Below are 19251 nucleotides of genomic sequence, written 5' to 3' on the forward strand. Positions count from 1 at the left end.
CCACCCTACGACAGCTACGATTTCGTAACCTTGCCGCTTCGTAACCTTGCCGCCCATGTGATCCCGCCAGCTGTCCAGGCCGGGAATTAAACGCTACGCTGGCTGTTCTCATTGGTGAACTGATACAAGCGAATCATGGCCAACGCTCCTGCACAGATGTCCGAACTCGTCCGCGCGACCAGCGTGCGGCAGGTGCGGCTCATCTGCGGAATCATCCTGTTCGCCTATGTCGTCAGCCATTTCCTCAACCACGCGCTCGGCAATATCTCGGTCGAGGCCATGGAGGCCGGAGTCTACTACCATACCCTGTTCTGGCAGTTCCTCCCCGTCGCGATCGTGTTCTACACGGCCGCACTCACCCATATGGGCCTCGGCATCTACGCGCTGTATCAACGCCGGCAGTTCCGATGGCGGACGATCGAGCCGCTCCAATTGGTGCTGGGCCTGAGTATTCCCGCTTTGGTTATGGGACACGTGATCGGGGTGCGGCTCGGCTACACGCTGTACGATCATCAGAAGCTCTATCCGCAGGAGCTCTATCTGTTCTTCGTCGCCGCGCCGGGCCGGCTCTGGCAGATGACGATCCTGCTTCTCATCGCCTGGGTGCACGGCTGCATCGGCATCTTCTTCTGGCTCCGCCTCAAGCCGTTCTTCACGCGCGCCGCCCCCTATCTGCTCGCCGCCGCCGTGCTGGTCCCGACATTGTCGCTGCTCGGCATCTATCAGGGCGGCCGCAGCGTCGCGATCGAAGCCGATGACGGGGAATGGCGCACGCACAATCTCACGCGACGCCAGGTCGGCACGGTCGCGGAAGGCAACGCGCTCGACCGCATCACCGGCGGCCTCACCATCGGGTATTTCGGTCTGTTGGGATTGGCGCTGGCGGCACGCGGCGTGCGAGCATGGCGCGAGCGGCGCGGCGGCATGGTCGCGCTGTCCTACGGCAACGGCAAGACGGTGCGGGTTCCCAAGGGCCTGTCCGTGCTGGAAGCGAGCCTGCGCCACAATGTACCGCATGCCAGCGTCTGCGGTGGCCGCGCCCGCTGCTCGACCTGCCGCATCCGCATCATCGGCGACCATGACGCCCTGCCCACACCGTCGCAGCGCGAGGCCTTCGTGCTCACCCGTGTCGGCACCAACGACCCCTCGATCAGGCTGGCCTGCCAGCTGCGGCCGATGTCCGATCTCTCCTTCTTCCAGCTCTTCACGCCTCACACGCATTCGACGGACGGGCAGGCCTCGACGCCGGCCAGAATCGGCCAGGAGCGCTATCTCGTCAGCCTGTTCGTGGACATGCGCGGCTCGACCCAGCTCGCCGAGAAGCGGCTGCCGTTCGACACCGTCTTCATCGTCAACCGTTTCCTCGGCGCGGTCTCGCAGGCCGTGATCGAGAATGGCGGCCAGCCGAACCAGTTCGTCGGCGACGGCATGCTGGCGCTGTTCGGGCTCACGGCCGATCCGCAAACCGCCTGCCGGCAGGCGCTGAAGGCGGCCTCCGGCATCGCCACGCATATCGACGAACTGAACCAGCTCCTGAGCCACGATCTGCGCGAGCCGATCCGCTTCGGCATCGGCATTCACGGCGGCGAGGTCATCATCGGCGACATCGGCTATCGCGATCACGTCGTCTTCACGGCGCTGGGCGATGCCGTCAACGTCGCCGCCCGCCTCCAGGACATGACCAAGACGCTGGCCTGCGAGGCGATCGTCTCGGAGGAAATCCGCAGCACGGCGGGCCTCGCAGACGATACGCTGCCGCAACGGGAGGTCGCGATCCGCGGCCGCGACGAGCCGATGGCGGTGCGGGTGGTTGCGGATGCGAGAGAGCTGGCGGCGCTGGTCGATCGCGGAGAACGGGTCGCGGCGTAGCAGGTAGCCAAGCGCGAGGTGCGCTCCCTCTCCCGCTTGCGGGAGAGGGTTGGGGAGGGTCTCTCCACAAAGGGACAATCCCCTAGAGGAGAAAGCCCTCACCCGCGCCTTCGGCGCGACCTCTCCCGCAAGCGGGAGAGGTGCACTACCGCCGCGGCTACAGTTCGGCTCAATTCACTGCTGGCGTAACACCGGCCTGCTGCAACGCAGCGGCATGGGCCTGCTGCGAAAGCACGAATTGACTTCGCCTCGCGGGTTGCGACAGATGAGCGCGGGTCCGCGGTGATGACCGTAGGTCCGACGAAAAGCTCCCGGGAGGGGACCAGATGTTTGATCGACGCGACCTGCTCAAAGGAGCGGGCTTCACCGCACTCGCGGCCACGCTGAATTCCAGCAAGGCGCTGGCACTCGACACCGTTACGCTGCCCTTCGCCAATGGCGAGCGTCCGCTGGTGAAATATCCGCAGAAGCGGCCGATGATCGGCCTCACCAGCCGGCCACCGCAGCTCGAGACCCCGTTCGCGATCTTCAACGACGGCCCGATCACGCCGAACAATGCATTCTTCGTGCGCTATCACCTCTCTGACCTCCCCTACAATCTCGATCCCGACAAGTTCACGCTCGAGGTCAAGGGCAAGGTCGACAAGCCGCTCAAGCTGTCGCTGAAGGACATCAGGAAGATGAAGGCGACCGAGATCGTCGCGGTCAACCAGTGCTCCGGCAACAGCCGCGGCTTCTTCGAGCCGCGCGTCGCCGGCGGCCAGCTCGCCAACGGGGCAATGGGCAATGCGCGCTGGCGCGGCGTGCCGCTAAAGGCCGTGCTTGACATGGCCGGCGTACAGGCCGGCGCCAAGCAGGTCACGTTTGGCGGCATGGACGGGCCGGTCAGCGACAAGACGCCCGATTTCGTCAAGGCGCTCGATCTCGGTCACGCCACCGACGGCGAGGTCATGCTGGCCTATGGCATGAACGGCGAGGATTTGCCGTTCCTCAACGGCTTCCCGCTGCGCCTGATCGTGCCCGGCTATTACGGTACCTACTGGGTCAAGCACCTCAACGAGATCACCGTCGTCGATAACGTCTATGACGGCTTCTGGATGAAGTCGGCCTATCGCATTCCGGATACGCCGAACAATTCGGTCGAGCCCGGCACCGCACCGAAAGCGACGATCCCTATCAACCGCTTCACCATCCGCTCCTTCATCACCAGCGTGCCTGATGGTGCCAAGCTGAAAGCCGGCCGCACCACCCTGCGCGGCATCGCCTTCGACGGCGGCAAGGGCATCAAGCAGGTCGAAATCTCCACCGACGGCGGCAAGACCTGGACCAGCGCCAAGCTCGGCAAGGATCTCGGCAAATACTCGTTCCGCGAATGGATGCTGCCGGTGAAGCTCGCGGCAGGCAGCGTTGAGCTCAAGGTGCGCGCCACCGGCAATGGCGGCGAGACGCAGCCCGATGTGCCGCGCTGGAACCCGGCGGGTTATCTGCGCAACGTCGTCGAAACCGTCCGCGTCACCGTGGCTTGAGGAGAATGACCATGCAGCGCACCGTCTTCCTCGCCATCACGCTCGCCCTCGCCACCGGCCTGACGGCCGTGACCGCGGCGCCCGTCAATTACAAGCTTCCGGACGAGGTCGCGGCCTTCAAGGCCGGGCCCAATCTCGAAGTCGTCCAGGGCAATTGCAGCGCCTGCCACTCGGCCGACTACATCAAGACGCAGCCGCCGATGAAGGACAAGAAAAGCTTCTGGCAGGCCGAGGTGACCAAGATGATCAAGGTCTATGGTGCACCGATCGACGATGCCGACGTCGGCAAGATCGTCGATTACCTGGCCGCGACGTATTGACTGACGGCGCGCGGCGTGTCGGTCAATTGACCGCGAAACGGGCAAAACCGGTAGAAGCGCCGCGAAGTTGAGCGGATTTCGGCGAAAGGCGGATGTGGTTTGAGCTACCAAGCCAGCCACATTCCGCGTATCCTGTTAGGACCGAACCGGCCGGTTGGCGGGGATTGGCGGTTCGAGATCTCGGAGGAAGACCCGCGGAGAAGTCGTGATGGCTAAAGGTACGGTCAAGTGGTTCAACCCGACGAAGGGTTATGGATTTATCCAGCCTGCGTCGGGCGGCAAGGATGTGTTCGTGCATATCTCGGCAGTGCAGAAAGCCGGTCTGTCGTCCCTGAACGAAGGACAGACGGTGGAATACGAAGAGATCGCAAACCGGGGCAAGACCTCCGCAGAGAACCTCAAAGTATAAGCCCGCCAGCTTTTGCTGCCTCCCGGATTGATCCGGGAGCCGGGCCAAGGAAATTTCAGAAGACGGCCAGTGCATTCGACGACAGGCGTTGCGACTGCACACGGAGAGCTATTTCCCGCGAGGACCGCTCGTTCAACGCCTCAGCAATGACAATCGCGACGGCACTTCGTCAGCCCACCGGTAACGGTGCGTCGCGCTTGATCTCCTCCATCACCGCATAGGTCCGCGTCTCGCGCACACCCGGCATCGACAGCAGGGTCTCGCCGAGAAAGCGTCGATACGCCGCCATGTCAGCAAGCCGCGCCTTCACAAGATAGTCGAAGCCGCCGGCAACCATGTGACACTCCAGGACTTCAGGTGCGAGTTTCACCGCGCGCGCAAACCGCTCGAAATTATCCGGCGTGGTCTTGTCGAGCAGCACTTCGACGAACACCAGAAGACCGAGACCAAGCCGGTGCGGGTTGAGCCGCGCGCCATAGCCTTCGACGAAGCCCTCGCGCTGCAAGCGCTTCAGCCGCTCGCCGATCGAGGTCGGCGACAAGCCGATGCGGTCGGCGAGTTCGACATTGGCGATGCGTCCATCCTCCTGCAAAATCGAGAGGATTCTCCGGTCGATTCGATCGAGTTCCATGATTTATAAGGCCCACCGGCGTCATATCTGCATTTTCTAAGGCAAATCGACTAGATTGTCTATCGAACTACGGTCACGCGGGCCTTATCCTCGATTTTCACCACAGGACACGCCATGCCGAACATCCCGTCGCCCTTCACCGCCCCCTACGCACCCGATGATGCCGAGATCGCCGCGCGCCTGCTGCCTGCGTCACATCTCAGCCCGCCGCAGGAGGCCCGGATCGACCGCACCGCGACCCGGCTGATCGAGGCGATCCGCAAGCGCGACGACCGGCTTGCAGGCAGTCTTGGCGGGGTCGAGGACATGCTGCGGGAGTTCGCGCTCTCGACCAAGGAAGGGCTGGCGCTGATGGTGCTGGCCGAGGCACTGCTGCGCGTGCCCGATGCGCGCACCGCCGACCGGTTCATCGAGGACAAGCTCGGCGAGGGCGACTTCATCCACCACGAGACCAGGTCCACGGCCTTTCTGGTCAACGCTTCGGCCTGGGCGCTCGGCCTGTCGGCGCGGGTGATCCAGCCCGGCGAGACGCCCGACGGCACGATCGGCCGCCTGGTGAAGCGGCTCGGCGCGCCGGCGGTGCGTACCGCCACGCGTCAGGCGATGCGGCTGATGGGCAATCATTTCGTGCTGGGCGAGACCATCGCGCAAGCGCTGGAGCGGGGCAAGCCGCGCTCCGGTGAGAGGCCGCGCTATTCCTTCGACATGCTCGGCGAAGGCGCGCGCACGGCGGCGGACGCCAGGCGCTATTTCGATGCTTATGCCAGCGCGATCGAGACGATCGGCAAGACGGCGGGGAGCAATCCCCTGCCCGACCGGCCCGGTATTTCCGTCAAACTCTCGGCACTGCATCCGCGCTTCGAGACGATCAGCCGCGAGCGCGTGATGGCCGAACTGGTGCCGCTGCTGCTCGACCTCGCGCAGCGCGCCAAGGCCTATGACCTGAACTTCACCGTCGATGCCGAGGAAGCCGACCGGCTGGAGCTGTCGCTCGACGTGATCGCGGCAACGCTCGCCGATGCCTCGCTGAGAGGTTGGGACGGATTTGGCCTCGCCATTCAGGCCTATCAGAAGCGCGCCGGCGCGGTGATCGACCATGTCGATGCGCTCGCGCGCGCGCATGACCGCAAGCTGATGGTGCGGCTGGTCAAGGGCGCCTATTGGGACACCGAGATCAAGCGCGCGCAGGAGCGCGGGCTTGACGGCCATCCCGTGTTCACGCGCAAGGCGATGACGGATCTGAACTACGTCGCCTGCGCGACGAAGCTGCTGGCCCTGCGGCCGCGCATCTTCCCGCAATTCGCCACCCACAACGCGCTGACGGTCGCGACCGTACTGGAGCTTGCCGGCGATATCGGCTGCTTCGAATTCCAGCGCCTGCACGGCATGGGCGAAGCGCTCTACGAGCAGCTTGCCAAGGATCACCCTGACATCGCCACCCGCACCTATGCGCCGGTCGGCAGCCATCGCGACCTGCTCGCCTATCTGGTGCGGCGGCTGCTGGAGAACGGCGCCAATTCCTCGTTCGTGGCGCAGGCCGCGGATTATCGCGTGCCTGTCACGACGCTATTGCAGCGTCCGGCGGATGCAATCGGCCGGCCGCAGGCGGCGGCCCATCCGAAGATTCCTCTGCCGGGCGATCTCTACGCGCCGGAGCGGCGCAATTCGCGCGGCGTCGAATTCGGCGCACGCACCGCGCTTGACCGCTTGCTCACCGACGTCAAGGCCGCAGCGACCCATCTCGAGCCGATCGCGGATGCCACGCCGGATCAAGCCCATACGGCGGTGACCACCGCGCGCGCGGGCTTTGCGGCCTGGAGCCGGACACCGGCGACGACGCGTGCGGCGGCGCTGGAGCAGGCCGCGCATCTCCTGGAGAGCCGCAGCGCCCGCTTCATCGCACTGCTGCAGGCCGAAGGCGGCAAGACGCTCGATGATGCGCTGTCGGAGCTGCGCGAAGCCACCGACTTCTGCCGTTATTATGCCGCTGAGGGCCGCAAATTATTCGGCAGCGAGACGACGATGCCGGGCCCGACCGGCGAGAGCAATGCGCTGGCGATGCGCGGCCGCGGTGTCTTCGTCGCGATCTCACCGTGGAATTTTCCGCTGGCGATCTTCCTCGGCCAGGTCACGGCAGCCCTGATGGCCGGCAACAGCGTGGTGGCCAAGCCTGCCGAACAGACGCCGCGCATCGCGCGCGAGGCCGTCGCCCTGCTGCACGAGGCCGGCGTCCCGAAAGATGCGCTGCATCTCGTTGTCGGCGAAGGCCACATCGGCGCCGCCCTGACCGCGCACGCCGATATTGCCGGCGTCGTTTTCACCGGTTCGACCGAGGTCGCCCGCAGCATCAACCGGACACTCGCCGCCAAGGATGGACCGATCGTGCCGCTGATCGCGGAGACCGGCGGCATCAACGCCATGATCGCGGACGCCACCGCGCTGCCCGAGCAGGTCGCCGACGATGTCGTGACCTCCGCGTTCCGTTCCGCCGGCCAGCGCTGCTCGGCGCTGCGGCTCTTGTTCGTGCAGGAGGACGTCGCCGACCGCATGATCGAGATGATTGCGGGCGCTGCGCGCGAGTTGAAGATCGGCGATCCCTGCGACGTCGCAACCCATGTCGGCCCGGTGATTGACGCGGAGGCCAAGCAGCGGCTGGATGCGCATATCGCGCGGATGACGAGCGAGGCGCGGCTGCACTTTGCAGGCCACGCGCCGCAAGGATGCTTTGTCGCGCCGCATATCTTCGAGCTCAGGGACGCCGGCCAGCTCACCGAGGAGGTGTTCGGCCCGATCCTTCACGTCGTGCGCTACCGCGCCGAAAACCTCGAACGCGTGCTTGCTGCGATCGAGCGCACCGGCTACGGCCTCACGCTCGGCATCCATTCCCGCATCGACGACACCGTCGAAGCCATCATCGACCGCCTCCAGATCGGCAACATCTATGTCAATCGCAACATGATCGGCGCCGTGGTCGGCGTGCAGCCGTTCGGCGGCCACGGCCTGTCGGGAACCGGCCCCAAGGCGGGGGGCCCGCACTACCTCGCTCGCTTTGCGACCGAGCAGACCGTGACGATCAACACGGCCGCCGCCGGGGGTAATGCTGCGTTGCTTGCGGGGGAGGAGTGAGGCCCTGCGCCGGGCGCCGTTGCATCCCGCGGAAACATCGGTCTAATGCTGCCATCACCTGCCCCGCGCCAATTCCAGCGCGCGGGAAACGACAAGAGCGAGGGAGCTACGCCGCGATGGAAAAGGGCATCTTTTCGGGCCTGAAGGTTCTGGACTGCGCGAGCTTCATCGCAGCGCCCGCGGCCGCGACCGTGCTGTCGGATTTCGGCGCCGATGTCATCAAGATCGAGCCGCCCGGCGCCGGCGATCCCTATCGCAACCTGCCGAACCTGCCGGGCTATCCCACCGGCGAGCATAATTTCGCCTGGCTGCTGGAAGCGCGCAACAAGAAGAGCATCGCACTCGACCTCGCCAAGCCCGAAGCGCAGGCCGTACTCTACAGACTGGTCGAAGAAGCGGACGTCTTCATCACCAACATGCCGCCGCCGGTGCGCGCCAAGCTCGGCATCACCCATGATCACCTCGCCCATCTCAACGACCGGCTGATCTACGCCTCCTTCACCGGCTATGGCGAGAAGGGCGAGGAAGCCAACAAGCCCGGCTTCGACAGCAATGCCTATTGGGCGCGCTCCGGCCTGATGGACCTCGTCCGCGCCGACACCGACACCACGCCGGCCCGCTCCGTCGCCGGCATGGGCGACCATCCCTGCGCCATGGCGTTCTACGGCGCCATCGTCACCGCGCTGTATCAGCGCGAGAAGACCGGCAAGGGCTCGCATGTCGCCTCCAATCTGATGGCCAACGGCGTCTGGGCCGCGAGCGTGCTGGCGCAGGCAAAGCTCTGCGGCGCCAAATTCGGCGAGCGGCGACCGCGCGAACGCGCGCTCAACGCGGTCGCCAACCACTATCAATGCAAGGATGGCCGCTGGCTGATCCTGTCGCTGCTGAGCGAGGAGAAGCAGTTTCCGGCGCTTGCGAAGTGCCTGGGGCGCGAGGACCTCATCAGCGATCCGCGCTTCGCCACCAAGGCCGACCGTCAAGCCCGTTCGGTCGAACTGGTCCAGATTTTTGACGAGACCTTCGCCACCAGGGATCTCGCCGAATGGCGCAAGATCCTCGACGGCAATGGCCTCGTGTTTGGCGTCGTCGCCATTCTCGACGACATCCCGAACGACAAGCAGATGCTGGACAACGAGGTGCTGGTGCCGTTCGAGGACGACACCATGCTCACCATCTCCAGCCCGATCTGGATCGACGGCACCAAGAAAGTCCAGCCGCGCAAGCCGCCCGGCGTCGGCGAGCACAGTGACGAGATTTTGCGCGAGGCGGGATACGACGAGGCGGCGATCAAGCAGCTGCGGGGGTCGGGGGCGGTAGGGTAAGCCACGCGGGCGGAGCTACCTCGGTGCGATCAAGCCACCCACCAGATCCAGCAGCTCCGCCTTGGCTTCACGGCGAAAGCCGGTCTTCGGCGCAGCGAGTTGACGAAAGACCAGTCCGGTCAGCGCCGAGACGAACAACTCGGCGTGGCGGCGCGGGTGTGGTGACTTCGCGGCTTTCAGCACAAGCTCGGCACTCTGCCGCCATGTGTCGAACCACTCGGCTACCACCGGCCGATAACGCTTTTGCCGCGCGGCGGCCAGGAAGGCCTCGTAACAGGCGATGTGCGTCTCGGCCTCGGTGCTGAGCTCGCGAGCGTAGAAGTCGACCAGCGCGTCGATCCAGGCCTCGACCTCGAATGCCTTGTCCTGAAGGATGAGAGCCAGTGCACGCAACCGGCCGACTTCCCGCGCCAGCGCGAACTGCAGCGCTGCGTCCACCAGCGCATCACGGGTTCCGAAATGATGCGTGACCGCACCGAGCGAAACTCCCGCCTCGGCGGCGACTGCCCGGTGGGTCACGCCGTCGAGGCCGTTGCGCCCGATGAGCCGCAGCGTGGCCTGCATCAAGGACCGCTCGCGCTCGCCCGACTCTGGTTTTGGACCCTTGCTCATCCGCCCCTTGCGTTCCGTCTTGACGAACGACAGAACAAATGTTCTGTTATCCGGATCATATGTAATATCGACGTCCGGGCGCCCGAAGGCAAGGAGCTTTCAATGCCGAGCTATCGCCTCCATTACTTTCCCGAATCCGGCAACAGCTACAAGCTCGCCCTGATGCTGACGCTTTGCGGCGAAGCGTTCGAGCCGGTGTGGACCGATTTCGGCGGCGGCGTCACGCGCACGGCGGAGTGGCGCAAGGCCGTCAACGAGATGGGCGAAATTCCCGTGCTCGAGATCGACGGCGTGAAGATGACGCAGACCGCGCCGCTTCTGCTGCAGCTTGCCGAGCAATACGGCCGCTTCGGCGCCGAGACGGCCGAAGAAAAATTCGAGCTGCTGCGCTGGCTGTTCTGGGACAACCACAAGCTCACCGGCTACATGGCGACCTACCGCTTCATGCGCGCCTTCACCGAGAAGAACGACCCGCAGGTGCTGAAGCATTTTCGTCGCCGGCTGGAGGACTTCCTCGGCATTCTCGACGGCCATCTCCAGCACAACGCCTTCGCGATCGGTGCGAGGCCGACGGTCGCGGACATCTCGATGATGGCCTATCTGCACTATCCCAGCGACGAGCACGGCTTTGATTTCGCGACGAGCCATCCCGCCATCCACGCCTGGCTCGGCCGCATGGCCGACCTGCCCGGGCGGAAGCCGGCCTACGAGCTGCTGCCGGGCAAGCGGATGACGAATTACGCGAAGTGAGGCGCGCCGGCTACCGCAGCCCCAGCCAGCCGAGCGTGAACAGGATTCCGCCGACGATGACAACCGCCACGATGGCCGAGATGCTGACGCGGGCGCTGCCGGCGACCTGCTTGGCTTCCTCATTGCGCGCGATCTTAAGATTGCGCGCCTTGTTGGCGTTGCTGCTATCCGTCATGGGTCATCCAAATTGCTTGCAAATCGCTCGTTGGCCTAACGCGTCTTGATGAAGCACATGCCGATCTGGCGCGAGGCCGCTGCGGCCTGACAGGTCAAGCCTGTAGCACAGCTCCATGACGTAAAACTCCCATCTCGCGTTCCAGGTCCCGCGTCCTGCAAAGAACAATGCGCGCCCCAGCCGTCCTGATATTCGGTGCCGGCGAGTTCCCGGCTGCCGCGGGTCTGTGGCCGGTTGGCAAATCCGCGTGAGAAATCAGGGCGTTTGCCCGCGGCGAACGCTGTCAGGATGTCGCGGCGGCGCACCTGGTCGCCGACGAAATGCGGCGAGGCCGGCACGATGGTGGAATTCGACGGCTTGTCCGCCAGCCAATCGACGCCCGGAAAGTGAAAGCCGCCGATGCCGCGGGTCTGGTGACAGCCTGAGCAGGTGACGTCGTTGAGACGGCGCTGGAAGCCGGCGGCCGATCGAATGTTCTGCATGTTGCCGCGCGCGGTCGCCTGCTTCAACGCACCGACCACGTCGCTGTCGGTGAAGACCGGCTCGCCTTTGCCCTCCCCCTGCATCATGCCGAATTCAGGCTGCAGTGCCGAAGCATCGAGGCCGGCCGGCGTCGGCACCACCGCACTTCTGGCCAGGAATTTCTCGGGGATCAGCACGGTGCCGCGATCGAACTCGCGAAGATGCTCGGGTGCGAGCAGCCAATCCTTGAAGTCGCGCCGAAGCGCGTCGTCCGCCATGATCCGGTCGCGGTCGATCTGGTTCTCCAGCGTCGATTCTGCGAACGTCTTGGTGGCGGCGTCGTATTTGAACACCTTGAGCAGATAGTCGGAGCGGAAATCATGCAGCGCCGACTTCGCCGCGACCGAGAGCTGGATGTTGGTCTCGATGCGATCGAGCATGGCGTCGTCTCGACTGCCGATCAGCCCCTGCCAATTGTCGTTGTCGAGCCAGCGTCGCGCGAGCTCGGCGCAACTGATCGGCTTGCCATTCGCATCCGTCCGGCGTGCATCGCGCGCCTTCATCACCAGATTGAGCGTCATCGGCAGCCGAGCCGCGGTCGTGCCGTCGAACCGCGCGAGACGGTAGATCAGGCGGATCTCGCCGCAGGCCTCCTCCGACGCATAGGCGCGGTCCATGCGGTTGACGATGCCGGCCAGCACGAAGCGCGTGTCGCGCGATCTCAGATTGGCCCGGTCGAACAGCTGCACGTCAAAGCCTTCGCCGACGCCGATGGTCTCGCTCGGATACGCCGCCTTCTGCGTGACGATGTAGCGGTCGAACTCCGCCTCGATCGCCGGCGGAATGTCCTTGAGCTGGGGCAGTGACGCGAACAGCCGGTCGGTCGTCAGCGGACCGTCGGCCTTGCGCTCCGGCGACAACAGGCGCGGGAGCGTGAGAGCGTCGCTCTCGTCGAGCCTGCGCAGGAGATTGGGATCGATGACGGCCGTGCCTCGCGTCAGCGGCGCGGTCTCCGCGGCCGATAGCGCGGCGGTGCCGCAACACAGGACGGTGGCAGCAAGGAGAATTCGCAACGCGCGGCTCATGCCTGAGGTAACACCGCGGCGGTCGGCCTATTCAAGCAAAAAGGCGCTTCACATGGTGGTGAAGCGCCTTTCGAAAGTCGTATCCCAGCCGCTCAGCGCGAGACGATTAGCCCCTTGCTGGTGACGACCACCCAGCGGCCATCCTGGCGGCGGATCGCATCGACGCGGCCGAGGCCGGGGATGGGATCGCCGGGATAGACCTCGTAGAGCCCGTCACGGCCTTCGATCAGCGCACCGCCATTGCCGGCGTTGCGCAGCCGCCAGCCTTCGACCGTCGGCAGGCGGCCGACATCGGTCCTGGGCGCCGCCGGCACTGCAGCCGGTGCAGCGGCAGCGGTCGCAACCTGGGCCGGCGCGATCGAGCCGGTGGTCTCCCTCGCGGGCGACGCGGCGGCCTGCGCGGGGGCGGCGGGCGGCGCGGCGCGGAGCTTGTCGACGGTCTCGGACAGTTTTGCGATCTTGGCCATCGGCTCGGCCTGCGCCTTCTCGAGCTTGTCGAGACGGTCGTTGGCCCGGTTGAACTGGTTGATGCCGGTTTTCGAGCTGTGCTCGACATTGGCCTTGAGCGCGACGAGGTCGGCATCGATTCGGGCAACCGAAGCATCGAGCGCGCTGGTGTCGGCGACCTGCATCGGCGCCTGGGCAGGGGCCGCGAAGTGCATCATGCCGGCAGTTGCGAGCGCGCCGCTGATCGCGCCGACGCTCGCCGCGATCGCCACAACCGCGACCATGGCCGACAGGCGGCGCTTGTTGCCGGTCTCGCGCGCCTCGTCCGCCTTCACATGCGGAGCAAAATCCTCGCGGTCTCGAGAGCCGTTCCACGACCGCTCCGAGGGCGCCATGACGATGAGCTTGCCGGGCTTCGGCTCGGGCTTGGACTCGGCTTTGGCATCGAGCTTTGGAGCCTCAATCCGGGATGCTTCGATTTTTGGCGGCTCGACCTTGATCGGATCAGCCTTGGGCGGCGCTTCGTGGTCGGGCGCAATCGAGGGAGCCTCGATCCCGGCAGCCTCGATGGCCTGCGGCGTGGTCGTAGCAGCTTCGACGACGCCGGTGTCCTGGGCAGCCTGCTCGGGCATTGGTTCGCTCACGGCTCAAATACTCCAGTCTGGGTTGACCTTTTGGTAACTTTCATTGCTTGCGAAATCCTTACCTGCGGACCCGCTTACCGAAATTTTAGGAAGTCATCAGGGGCTGAATTGAGCCGGGAAGATGGAACCGGTGTGGCGGGCATGAAACAATTTGTAACCGTTCAAGATGAACGGCCGCGGAATAGCGAGGCGAGAAAGCTGCGTCAGTTGCACATCACACTCGCTCACATCACGACTGGCGCATCCGGCAGCTCGTTGCTCTGCGGACCCTGCGGCGGGAAGTGCCGTGACAATTCGCGCGACACCGCTTCGATGCCGCCGATCACGCCGCGCTCGAACTGGCCAGCGGCGAACTCGGCCTCCATCGCGCGGCAGATGCGTTCCCAGCCCTCGGCACCGACCTTGGCGTGAATGCCGCGGTCGGCGACGATCTCGACGTCGCGGTCGGCGAGCAGGAGATAGATCAGGACGCCGTTGTTGTGCGCGGTGTCCCAGACGCGTAGATGCGAGAACACGTCGAGCGCGCGCGCGCGGGCCGGCTGGTTGCGGAACAGCGGCGCGCCGTCGAGTGCGCCTTCGACGACGAAGCGAACCTGGCCGGAATGGGTGGTCTCGCCCTGCCTGATCGCCTGCTCGATGCGGGCGAGCACGGCCGGCGGAAAGATCTGCTGTGCCCGCCAATGATGCTGCACGAGATGTCTGGCAATCCGCTTGATGCTCATGACCGCTACCAGCTCCCCGAGGCGCCGCCGCCGCCAAAACTGCCGCCACCGCCGCTGAAGCCGCCGCTGCTCGACGATCCGCTGCTCCAGCCGCCCGACGACGAGCCGCTCGACCACGAGCCGCCGCGCGAGCGGCCGGTGCCGGGCGTGATCGCCGAAAACAGATCAGCGATGAATCCGATGACGAAGCCGAGACCACCCAGCGCAAGGGCAAGTCCGGCGGACCCGAGAATGAACCCGGTCAGCGCCGCAATAACGCCTCCGGTCACGAGTGATCCGAGCAACCTTCCGAGCGCCGCGCGGAAGGCGCCGCCCACGCCCACCGAGACGAACAGCGTGACGATGAACAGCGGTGCGAGATCGTCGAGACTGCCGAAGTTCACGGTTGGAGAGGGCACCGGCAAGGGTTCGCCGTCGATGACCCGCATCATGCGCTCGACGCCGTCAGCGATGCCGCCGCTGAAATCGCCGCTCCTGAATTTCGGCGTGATGATTTCGTCGATGATCCGCCGTGAGGTGACGTCGGTGAGCGCGCCTTCGAGGCCGTAGCCGACCTCGATGCGCAAATGCCGGTCGTTCTTGGCGACGACGAGGATGGCGCCATCGTCGATCTTCTTGCGGCCGATCTTCCAGGCCTCCGCGACCCGGATCGAAAACTGCTCGATCGTCTCCGGCTGCGTGGTCGGCACGATCAGGACAGCGATCTGGCTGCCCTTGCGCGTCTCGAAGTCACGCAGCTTTTGCGACAGCGCCGCAATGTCGCTGCTGGAGAGCGTGCCGGTCTGATCGACCACGCGGCCGGTGAGTTCGGGGATGGCGACGTCGGCGAAGGCGGGGAATGCGAGGGCGAGGACGAGTGCTGCAACGAAAACCACGCGCCACACATTCAGCGTCATCGCCCGGCTTGACCGGGCGATCCAGTATTCCAAAGACGCCAGCGAGATACGGAGAGGCCGCGGCGTACTGGATTCCCCGCCTTCGCGGGGAATGACAGCGGAGTGTGTGTTAGGCATCGGGACTGAACGCGCTTACTTCGACGGCAATGGCGCCGGGTTGAAATCGACCTTCGGCGCGGTCGAGATCTCCTTCTCGTTCGCCACCGAGAAGTTCGGCTTCTCCTTGTAGCCGAACACCATCGCGGTGAGATTGCTCGGGAACGAGCGGATGGTGATGTTGTAATCCTGTACCGCCTTGATGTAGCGGTTGCGCGCCACCGTGATGCGATTTTCGGTACCCTCGAGCTGCGACATCAAATCCTTGAACAGGGCGTCCGACTTGAGCTGCGGGTAGTTCTCGGTGACGACGAGCAGCCGCGACAGCGCGCTGGAGAGCTCGCCCTGAGCGGCCTGGAACTTCTGGAAGGCGGCCGGATCGTTCAGCACCTCGGGCGTCGCCTGGATGCTGCCGACCTTGGCGCGGGCATTGGTGACGCCGAGCAGCACGTCCTTCTCCTGCTGGGCAAAGCCCTTCACGGAGTTGACGAGGTTGGGCACGAGATCGGCGCGGCGCTGATACTGGTTCACGACCTCGGACCAATTGGCCTTGATCTGCTCGTCCTCGCTCTGGATCGCGTTGTAGCCGCAATTGGTGAGGCTCAGCGAGGCCAGCGCCGCCAGCACGGTCAGGATCTTGCGCATTAAATTTCTCCCGATGGAATCTGGCGCAAACTACCAGATTGAGCGCGCATGGTGCCAGACATCTTGTGCCGGCGGCGCGAAAAGCAGCCGACTGACGCAAGCCCCTTGCGTATCCCTGGCCGACATAGTCAACTTGGCGGAACAATAAGATCAAACTGGAAACGCTGAGGGGGAAGCGCGATGACCTCGTTCGAAACCATCCTCGTGCAGAGGCCCGAGCCTGACATCACCCGGATCGTGATGAACCGGCCGGAGGCGCGCAACGCGCAAAACCTGCAGATGACCTACGACCTCAACGCCGCCTTCGACACGGCGGTTCAGGACGACGAGGTCAAGGTGATCATCCTCGCCGGCAACGGCCCGCACTTCTCCTCCGGCCACGATTTGCGTCCCGGCAGCAAGAACGCAGCCGGCGTCGATTTTCCACCGATCGGGAATTGGGGCGGCTTTGCCGAACCGAATGCCCATGGTCGCTTCGCGCGCGAGCAGGAAATTTATCTCCAGATCACCCGGCGCTGGCGCAACCTGGCAAAACCGACCATTGCCGAGGTGCACGGCAAGTGCATCGCCGGAGGGCTGATGCTGGCCTGGGCCTGCGACCTCATCATTGCCAGCGACGACGCGCAGTTTTGCGACCCAGTCGTGACCATGGGCGTCTGCGGCGTCGAATGGTTCGTGCATCCTTGGGAGCTCGGTGCGCGCAAGGCCAAGGAGTTCCTGTTCACCGCCGACAACTGGAGCGCCGAGGAGGCGCATCGGCTCGGCATGGTCAACCAGGTCGTGCCGCGCGCGGAGCTGACTGCGAGCACCCTGGCGCTGGCGCGCAGGATCGCTGCAAAGCCATCCTTCGCGCTGAAGATGACCAAGGAAGCGGTGAACCGCTCGGTCGACGTGATGGGCCAGCCCGCCGCGATCGACCAGGCCTTTGCGCTGCATCAACTCTGCCACGCGCATAATCTTCAGGAGTTCGGCATGATCGTCGATCCCTCCGGCCTGCATCCCTCCGTGCGCAAGCCGTCGGCAGCCGCGGAGTAGCGATATGGATCTCAATCTCAGTGACGAGCAAAGGCTGCTGCGTGGGAGCGCGGAGCGGTTCGTGGCCGGAAGCTACGACGCCGATCACCGCCGCAAGATGGCGAACGATCCGCTCGGCTTCAGCCCGGCGGTGTGGAAACAATTCGCCGAGCTCGGCTGGCTGGCGCTGCCAATTCCCGAAGAGTTCGACGGGCTCGGCGGCGGCGCGGTCGAGATCGGCATCCTGATGGAGGCGTTCGGCCGAGGGCTGGTGTCGGAGCCCTATGTCGCGACCGTGGTGCTGGGTGCCGCACTGATCGCCAGATGCGGCACCAATGAGCAGAAGCAGGCGAGCCTGCCGAAGATCGCCGATGGATCACTGAAGCTCGCGTTTGCGCATTCGGAGCGCGCGGCAAGGTTCGATCTTGCCAAGGTCGCGACATCGGCGATCAGGACGGCGCAAGGCTGGCGCCTCGCCGGCAGCAAGGTCGCCGTGCTCGATGGCCACGCCGCCGACGAGATCATCGTCTCCGCGCTCATGCACGACCATCATGGCCCTTCGGGACGGATCGGCCTGTTCGTGGTCCCGGCGACCGCGCCGGGCCTCGCGATCTCGGACTACGCGCGCCTGGGCGGCGGACGCGCCTGCAACATTGAACTCTCGGACGTGCATCTGCCCGAGGACGCGCTGCTCGGCGACGGTCACGACGCGCTGCCTGCGATCGAATGGGCCATCGACCGCGCCATGGCCGCACTTGGCGCGGAGGCCGTCGGCATCATGCAGACGCTGCTCGACACGACGCTAGACTACACCAAGATCAGAAAACAGTTCGGCCGGCCGCTCTCGGCCAACCAGGTCATCCGCCACCGCCTCGCCGACATGGCAATGCAGGTCGACGAGGCGCGCTCGATGGCGCTGCGCGCGGCGTTGAAGGCAGACAGCGCGCCGACCGAGCGGGCCCGGGCGGCTTCGGGCGCGAAAGCGAAGATCGGCAGATGCGCGCGCTTTGTCGGCGAGCAGTCGATCCAGCTTCACGGCGGCATGGGCGTCACCGAGGAACTCGAGGTCGGTGCCTATTTCAAGCGGCTCGTCGCCTTCGACACACTGTTCGGCGGCAGCGCGCATCATTATGCCCGTCACGCCGAACTCGGCCGCAGGGCCTGACACCGGGAGAGCCTCATGGACCTCAGTTTCAACGCCGAAGAGCGCGCCTTCCAGGACGAGGTGCGCAGCTTCATCGCAAAGAATCTCACGGAGGACATGAAGCGCGCGACCGCGCTGACACCGTCAGTGTTCTCCGACCCTGATATCGGCATGGCCTGGCAGCGCGTGCTGCATGCCAATGGCTGGGGCGCACCGGGCTGGCCGGTGGAGCATGGTGGGCCGGCCTGGACGCCGGCGCAGCGCTGGATTTTCGAGACGGAGTCCGCACGCGCCGGCGTGCCCAATGTCAACGTGATGGGCGTGAAGATGGTCGGGCCCGTCATCATCGGCTTCGGCAGCCCCGAGCAGAAGAATTTTTACCTGCCGCGAATCCTCTCCGGCGAGGATTACTGGTGCCAGGGTTATTCCGAGCCGGGCTCGGGCTCCGATCTCTCTTCGCTGAAGACGCGCGCGGTGCGCGACGGCGACGACTACGTCATCAACGGCACCAAGATCTGGACCACGCACGCCCACCACGCCAACCGCATGTTCGCGCTGGTGCGAACCAGCGATGGCCCGCGCCAGCAGGACGGCATCAGCTTCATCCTGATCGACATGAAGACGCCGGGAATCACCACGCGTCCCATCCTCACCATCGGCGGCGACCACGAGGTCAACCAGGTGTTCTTCGACGACGTCCGCGTGCCCGTCGCCAACCGCGTCGGCGAGGAAGGCAAGGGTTGGACTTACGGCAAATATCTACTGGAGTTCGAGCGCGGCTCCGGCATCGCCTCGGCCAAGCTGCGCGAGGGCTTGAAGGCGATCTCCGATCTCGCTGAATCGGATCTGACCGGTCGTGCCATCGACAGCCCCGATATCGCCTCCCGCATTGCGGAGGTCGAAGTCGACATCGACGCGCTGGAGATGACCGAGCTGCGCGTGCTCTCGGCGCTGCAGACCGGGCAGAATCCCGGCGCGGTGTCATCGATCCTGAAGCTGCGCAACAGCGAAATCCGCCAGGCCGTGACGCGGCTCGGGGTCGACGTCATCGGCCACGACGCCCTCGCCGTCGAGCCGATGCGCCCGCTTTACAAGCTCAACCACGAGCCGGCCATCCCTGAGGAGATGCTGACAATGGTGCCGGAATATCTCAACGGCCGGGCGTATACGATCTTCGGCGGCACCTCGGAGATCCAGCGCGATATCATCGCGAAGATGATGCTGGGGATTTGAGGCTGCTGCCTAGCCCGCATTGGCGCGGCACCCTCTGCTGTCGTCCCGGACAAGCGAAGCGCAGATCCGGGACCCATAACCACAGGCGGACGTGGCTCCGGGGACTCGGAGTTGCCAGCTTTG

The 19251-nt window shown here is 65.1% G+C and carries 18 protein-coding genes; 10 read left to right on the forward strand and 8 right to left on the reverse strand.

Going from position 1 to position 19251, the window contains the following annotated elements; translation table 11 throughout:
• Nucleotides 1-135 precede the first annotated feature (135 nt).
• The 4 genes from IVB24_RS35395 to IVB24_RS35410 all read left to right on the forward strand — a co-directional run bounded on the left by IVB24_RS35395 (nucleotide 136) and on the right by IVB24_RS35410 (nucleotide 4124).
• The gene (locus IVB24_RS35395; RefSeq protein ID WP_247771229.1) at nucleotides 136-1869 is read left to right on the forward strand and encodes an adenylate/guanylate cyclase domain-containing protein; all 1734 of its coding nucleotides are present in this window, start codon (nucleotides 136-138) and stop codon (nucleotides 1867-1869) included.
• A 326-nt stretch (nucleotides 1870-2195) separates the two neighbouring features.
• Nucleotides 2196-3395, forward strand: a complete 1200-nt coding sequence (locus IVB24_RS35400) for a molybdopterin-dependent oxidoreductase (RefSeq protein ID WP_247771232.1) — start codon at nucleotides 2196-2198, stop codon at nucleotides 3393-3395.
• 11 nt (nucleotides 3396-3406) lie between these two features.
• The gene (locus tag IVB24_RS35405; RefSeq protein ID WP_162308380.1) at nucleotides 3407-3715 is read left to right on the forward strand and encodes a cytochrome c; all 309 of its coding nucleotides are present in this window, start codon (nucleotides 3407-3409) and stop codon (nucleotides 3713-3715) included.
• A 208-nt stretch (nucleotides 3716-3923) separates the two neighbouring features.
• A complete protein-coding gene (locus tag IVB24_RS35410; RefSeq protein ID WP_008134691.1) occupies nucleotides 3924-4124 on the forward strand; it encodes a cold-shock protein in 201 nt (66 codons plus the stop codon).
• Between the two features lie 169 nt (nucleotides 4125-4293).
• On the opposite strand, the gene IVB24_RS35415 is transcribed toward IVB24_RS35410, so the two are convergent.
• Nucleotides 4294-4755 carry an Lrp/AsnC ligand binding domain-containing protein gene (locus IVB24_RS35415; protein ID WP_247771234.1) on the reverse strand — a complete coding sequence of 154 codons (462 nt, stop codon included), beginning with the start codon at nucleotides 4753-4755 and terminating at the stop codon, nucleotides 4294-4296.
• A 114-nt stretch (nucleotides 4756-4869) separates the two neighbouring features.
• Here IVB24_RS35415 and putA point away from each other — a divergent pair, with 114 nt between their 5' ends.
• Nucleotides 4870-7881, forward strand: coding sequence for a bifunctional proline dehydrogenase/L-glutamate gamma-semialdehyde dehydrogenase PutA (putA, locus tag IVB24_RS35420; RefSeq protein WP_247771240.1), 3012 nt, complete (start codon nucleotides 4870-4872; stop codon nucleotides 7879-7881).
• Nucleotides 7882-7997: 116 nt separating this feature from the next.
• Entirely contained in the window at nucleotides 7998-9203 is a 1206-nt protein-coding gene (locus IVB24_RS35425; protein ID WP_247771243.1) for a CoA transferase, read from the forward strand.
• 15 nt (nucleotides 9204-9218) lie between these two features.
• On the opposite strand, the gene IVB24_RS35430 is transcribed toward IVB24_RS35425, so the two are convergent.
• Entirely contained in the window at nucleotides 9219-9767 is a 549-nt protein-coding gene (locus IVB24_RS35430; RefSeq protein ID WP_247771246.1) for a TetR family transcriptional regulator, read from the reverse strand.
• A gap of 150 nt (nucleotides 9768-9917) precedes the next feature.
• On the opposite strand from IVB24_RS35430, the gene IVB24_RS35435 reads away from it, so the two are divergent.
• Nucleotides 9918-10565, forward strand: coding sequence for a glutathione S-transferase family protein (locus tag IVB24_RS35435; protein WP_247771248.1), 648 nt, complete (start codon nucleotides 9918-9920; stop codon nucleotides 10563-10565).
• A 10-nt stretch (nucleotides 10566-10575) separates the two neighbouring features.
• Here the strand turns inward: IVB24_RS35435 and IVB24_RS35440 are convergent, their stop codons facing one another.
• The 6 genes from IVB24_RS35440 to IVB24_RS35465 all read right to left on the reverse strand — a co-directional run bounded on the left by IVB24_RS35440 (nucleotide 10576) and on the right by IVB24_RS35465 (nucleotide 15737).
• Nucleotides 10576-10740, reverse strand: coding sequence for a hypothetical protein (locus IVB24_RS35440; RefSeq protein ID WP_162848623.1), 165 nt, complete (start codon nucleotides 10738-10740; stop codon nucleotides 10576-10578).
• A 35-nt stretch (nucleotides 10741-10775) separates the two neighbouring features.
• Nucleotides 10776-12287, reverse strand: coding sequence for a hypothetical protein (locus IVB24_RS35445; protein WP_247771250.1), 1512 nt, complete (start codon nucleotides 12285-12287; stop codon nucleotides 10776-10778).
• A gap of 92 nt (nucleotides 12288-12379) precedes the next feature.
• Nucleotides 12380-13366 (reverse strand): hypothetical protein, encoded by a 987-nt coding sequence (locus IVB24_RS35450; RefSeq protein ID WP_247774233.1) that lies wholly within the window; start codon nucleotides 13364-13366, stop codon nucleotides 12380-12382.
• Between the two features lie 236 nt (nucleotides 13367-13602).
• Nucleotides 13603-14100, reverse strand: a complete 498-nt coding sequence (locus IVB24_RS35455; protein ID WP_247771262.1) for a TPM domain-containing protein — start codon at nucleotides 14098-14100, stop codon at nucleotides 13603-13605.
• 5 nt (nucleotides 14101-14105) lie between these two features.
• Complete coding sequence (locus IVB24_RS35460) at nucleotides 14106-14996, reverse strand: YgcG family protein (protein ID WP_247771263.1); 891 nt, start codon at nucleotides 14994-14996, stop codon at nucleotides 14106-14108.
• A 132-nt stretch (nucleotides 14997-15128) separates the two neighbouring features.
• Nucleotides 15129-15737: a LemA family protein gene (locus tag IVB24_RS35465; protein ID WP_247771265.1), complete on the reverse strand. Its 609-nt coding sequence runs from the start codon at nucleotides 15735-15737 to the stop codon at nucleotides 15129-15131.
• A 180-nt stretch (nucleotides 15738-15917) separates the two neighbouring features.
• Between IVB24_RS35465 and IVB24_RS35470 the strand changes: the two genes are divergently transcribed.
• Genes IVB24_RS35470 through IVB24_RS35480 form a run of 3 tightly spaced genes read left to right on the forward strand, consistent with a single transcriptional unit; the run spans nucleotide 15918 to nucleotide 19128 of the window.
• Nucleotides 15918-16772 carry an enoyl-CoA hydratase gene (locus IVB24_RS35470; protein WP_247771266.1) on the forward strand — a complete coding sequence of 285 codons (855 nt, stop codon included), beginning with the start codon at nucleotides 15918-15920 and terminating at the stop codon, nucleotides 16770-16772.
• Between the two features lie 4 nt (nucleotides 16773-16776).
• Nucleotides 16777-17916: an acyl-CoA dehydrogenase gene (locus tag IVB24_RS35475; protein WP_247771269.1), complete on the forward strand. Its 1140-nt coding sequence runs from the start codon at nucleotides 16777-16779 to the stop codon at nucleotides 17914-17916.
• Nucleotides 17917-17931: 15 nt separating this feature from the next.
• The gene (locus IVB24_RS35480; RefSeq protein ID WP_247771275.1) at nucleotides 17932-19128 is read left to right on the forward strand and encodes an acyl-CoA dehydrogenase family protein; all 1197 of its coding nucleotides are present in this window, start codon (nucleotides 17932-17934) and stop codon (nucleotides 19126-19128) included.
• The last annotated feature ends 123 nt before the right edge of the window (nucleotides 19129-19251 follow it).

Source organism: Bradyrhizobium sp. 192 (assembly GCF_023100965.1).
GTDB classification, from domain to species: Bacteria; Pseudomonadota; Alphaproteobacteria; order Rhizobiales; family Xanthobacteraceae; genus Bradyrhizobium; species Bradyrhizobium symbiodeficiens.

Coding starts and splice junctions, on each gene's coding strand:
- IVB24_RS35415 (WP_247771234.1), bottom strand. CDS start 4,755: ATGGAACTCGATCGAATCGACCGGAGAATCCTCTCGATTTTGCAGGAG.
- IVB24_RS35440 (WP_162848623.1), bottom strand. CDS start 10,740: ATGACGGATAGCAGCAACGCCAACAAGGCGCGCAATCTTAAGATCGCG.
- IVB24_RS35445 (WP_247771250.1), bottom strand. CDS start 12,287: ATGAGCCGCGCGTTGCGAATTCTCCTTGCTGCCACCGTCCTGTGTTGC.
- IVB24_RS35450 (WP_247774233.1), bottom strand. CDS start 13,366: ATGCCCGAGCAGGCTGCCCAGGACACCGGCGTCGTCGAAGCTGCTACG.
- putA (WP_247771240.1), top strand. CDS start 4,870: ATGCCGAACATCCCGTCGCCCTTCACCGCCCCCTACGCACCCGATGAT.
- IVB24_RS35465 (WP_247771265.1), bottom strand. CDS start 15,737: ATGCGCAAGATCCTGACCGTGCTGGCGGCGCTGGCCTCGCTGAGCCTC.
- IVB24_RS35470 (WP_247771266.1), top strand. CDS start 15,918: ATGACCTCGTTCGAAACCATCCTCGTGCAGAGGCCCGAGCCTGACATC.
- IVB24_RS35400 (WP_247771232.1), top strand. CDS start 2,196: ATGTTTGATCGACGCGACCTGCTCAAAGGAGCGGGCTTCACCGCACTC.
- IVB24_RS35405 (WP_162308380.1), top strand. CDS start 3,407: ATGCAGCGCACCGTCTTCCTCGCCATCACGCTCGCCCTCGCCACCGGC.
- IVB24_RS35480 (WP_247771275.1), top strand. CDS start 17,932: ATGGACCTCAGTTTCAACGCCGAAGAGCGCGCCTTCCAGGACGAGGTG.
- IVB24_RS35460 (WP_247771263.1), bottom strand. CDS start 14,996: ATGACGCTGAATGTGTGGCGCGTGGTTTTCGTTGCAGCACTCGTCCTC.
- IVB24_RS35430 (WP_247771246.1), bottom strand. CDS start 9,767: ATGCAGGCCACGCTGCGGCTCATCGGGCGCAACGGCCTCGACGGCGTG.
- IVB24_RS35410 (WP_008134691.1), top strand. CDS start 3,924: ATGGCTAAAGGTACGGTCAAGTGGTTCAACCCGACGAAGGGTTATGGA.
- IVB24_RS35425 (WP_247771243.1), top strand. CDS start 7,998: ATGGAAAAGGGCATCTTTTCGGGCCTGAAGGTTCTGGACTGCGCGAGC.
- IVB24_RS35435 (WP_247771248.1), top strand. CDS start 9,918: ATGCCGAGCTATCGCCTCCATTACTTTCCCGAATCCGGCAACAGCTAC.
- IVB24_RS35455 (WP_247771262.1), bottom strand. CDS start 14,100: ATGAGCATCAAGCGGATTGCCAGACATCTCGTGCAGCATCATTGGCGG.
- IVB24_RS35395 (WP_247771229.1), top strand. CDS start 136: ATGGCCAACGCTCCTGCACAGATGTCCGAACTCGTCCGCGCGACCAGC.
- IVB24_RS35475 (WP_247771269.1), top strand. CDS start 16,777: ATGGATCTCAATCTCAGTGACGAGCAAAGGCTGCTGCGTGGGAGCGCG.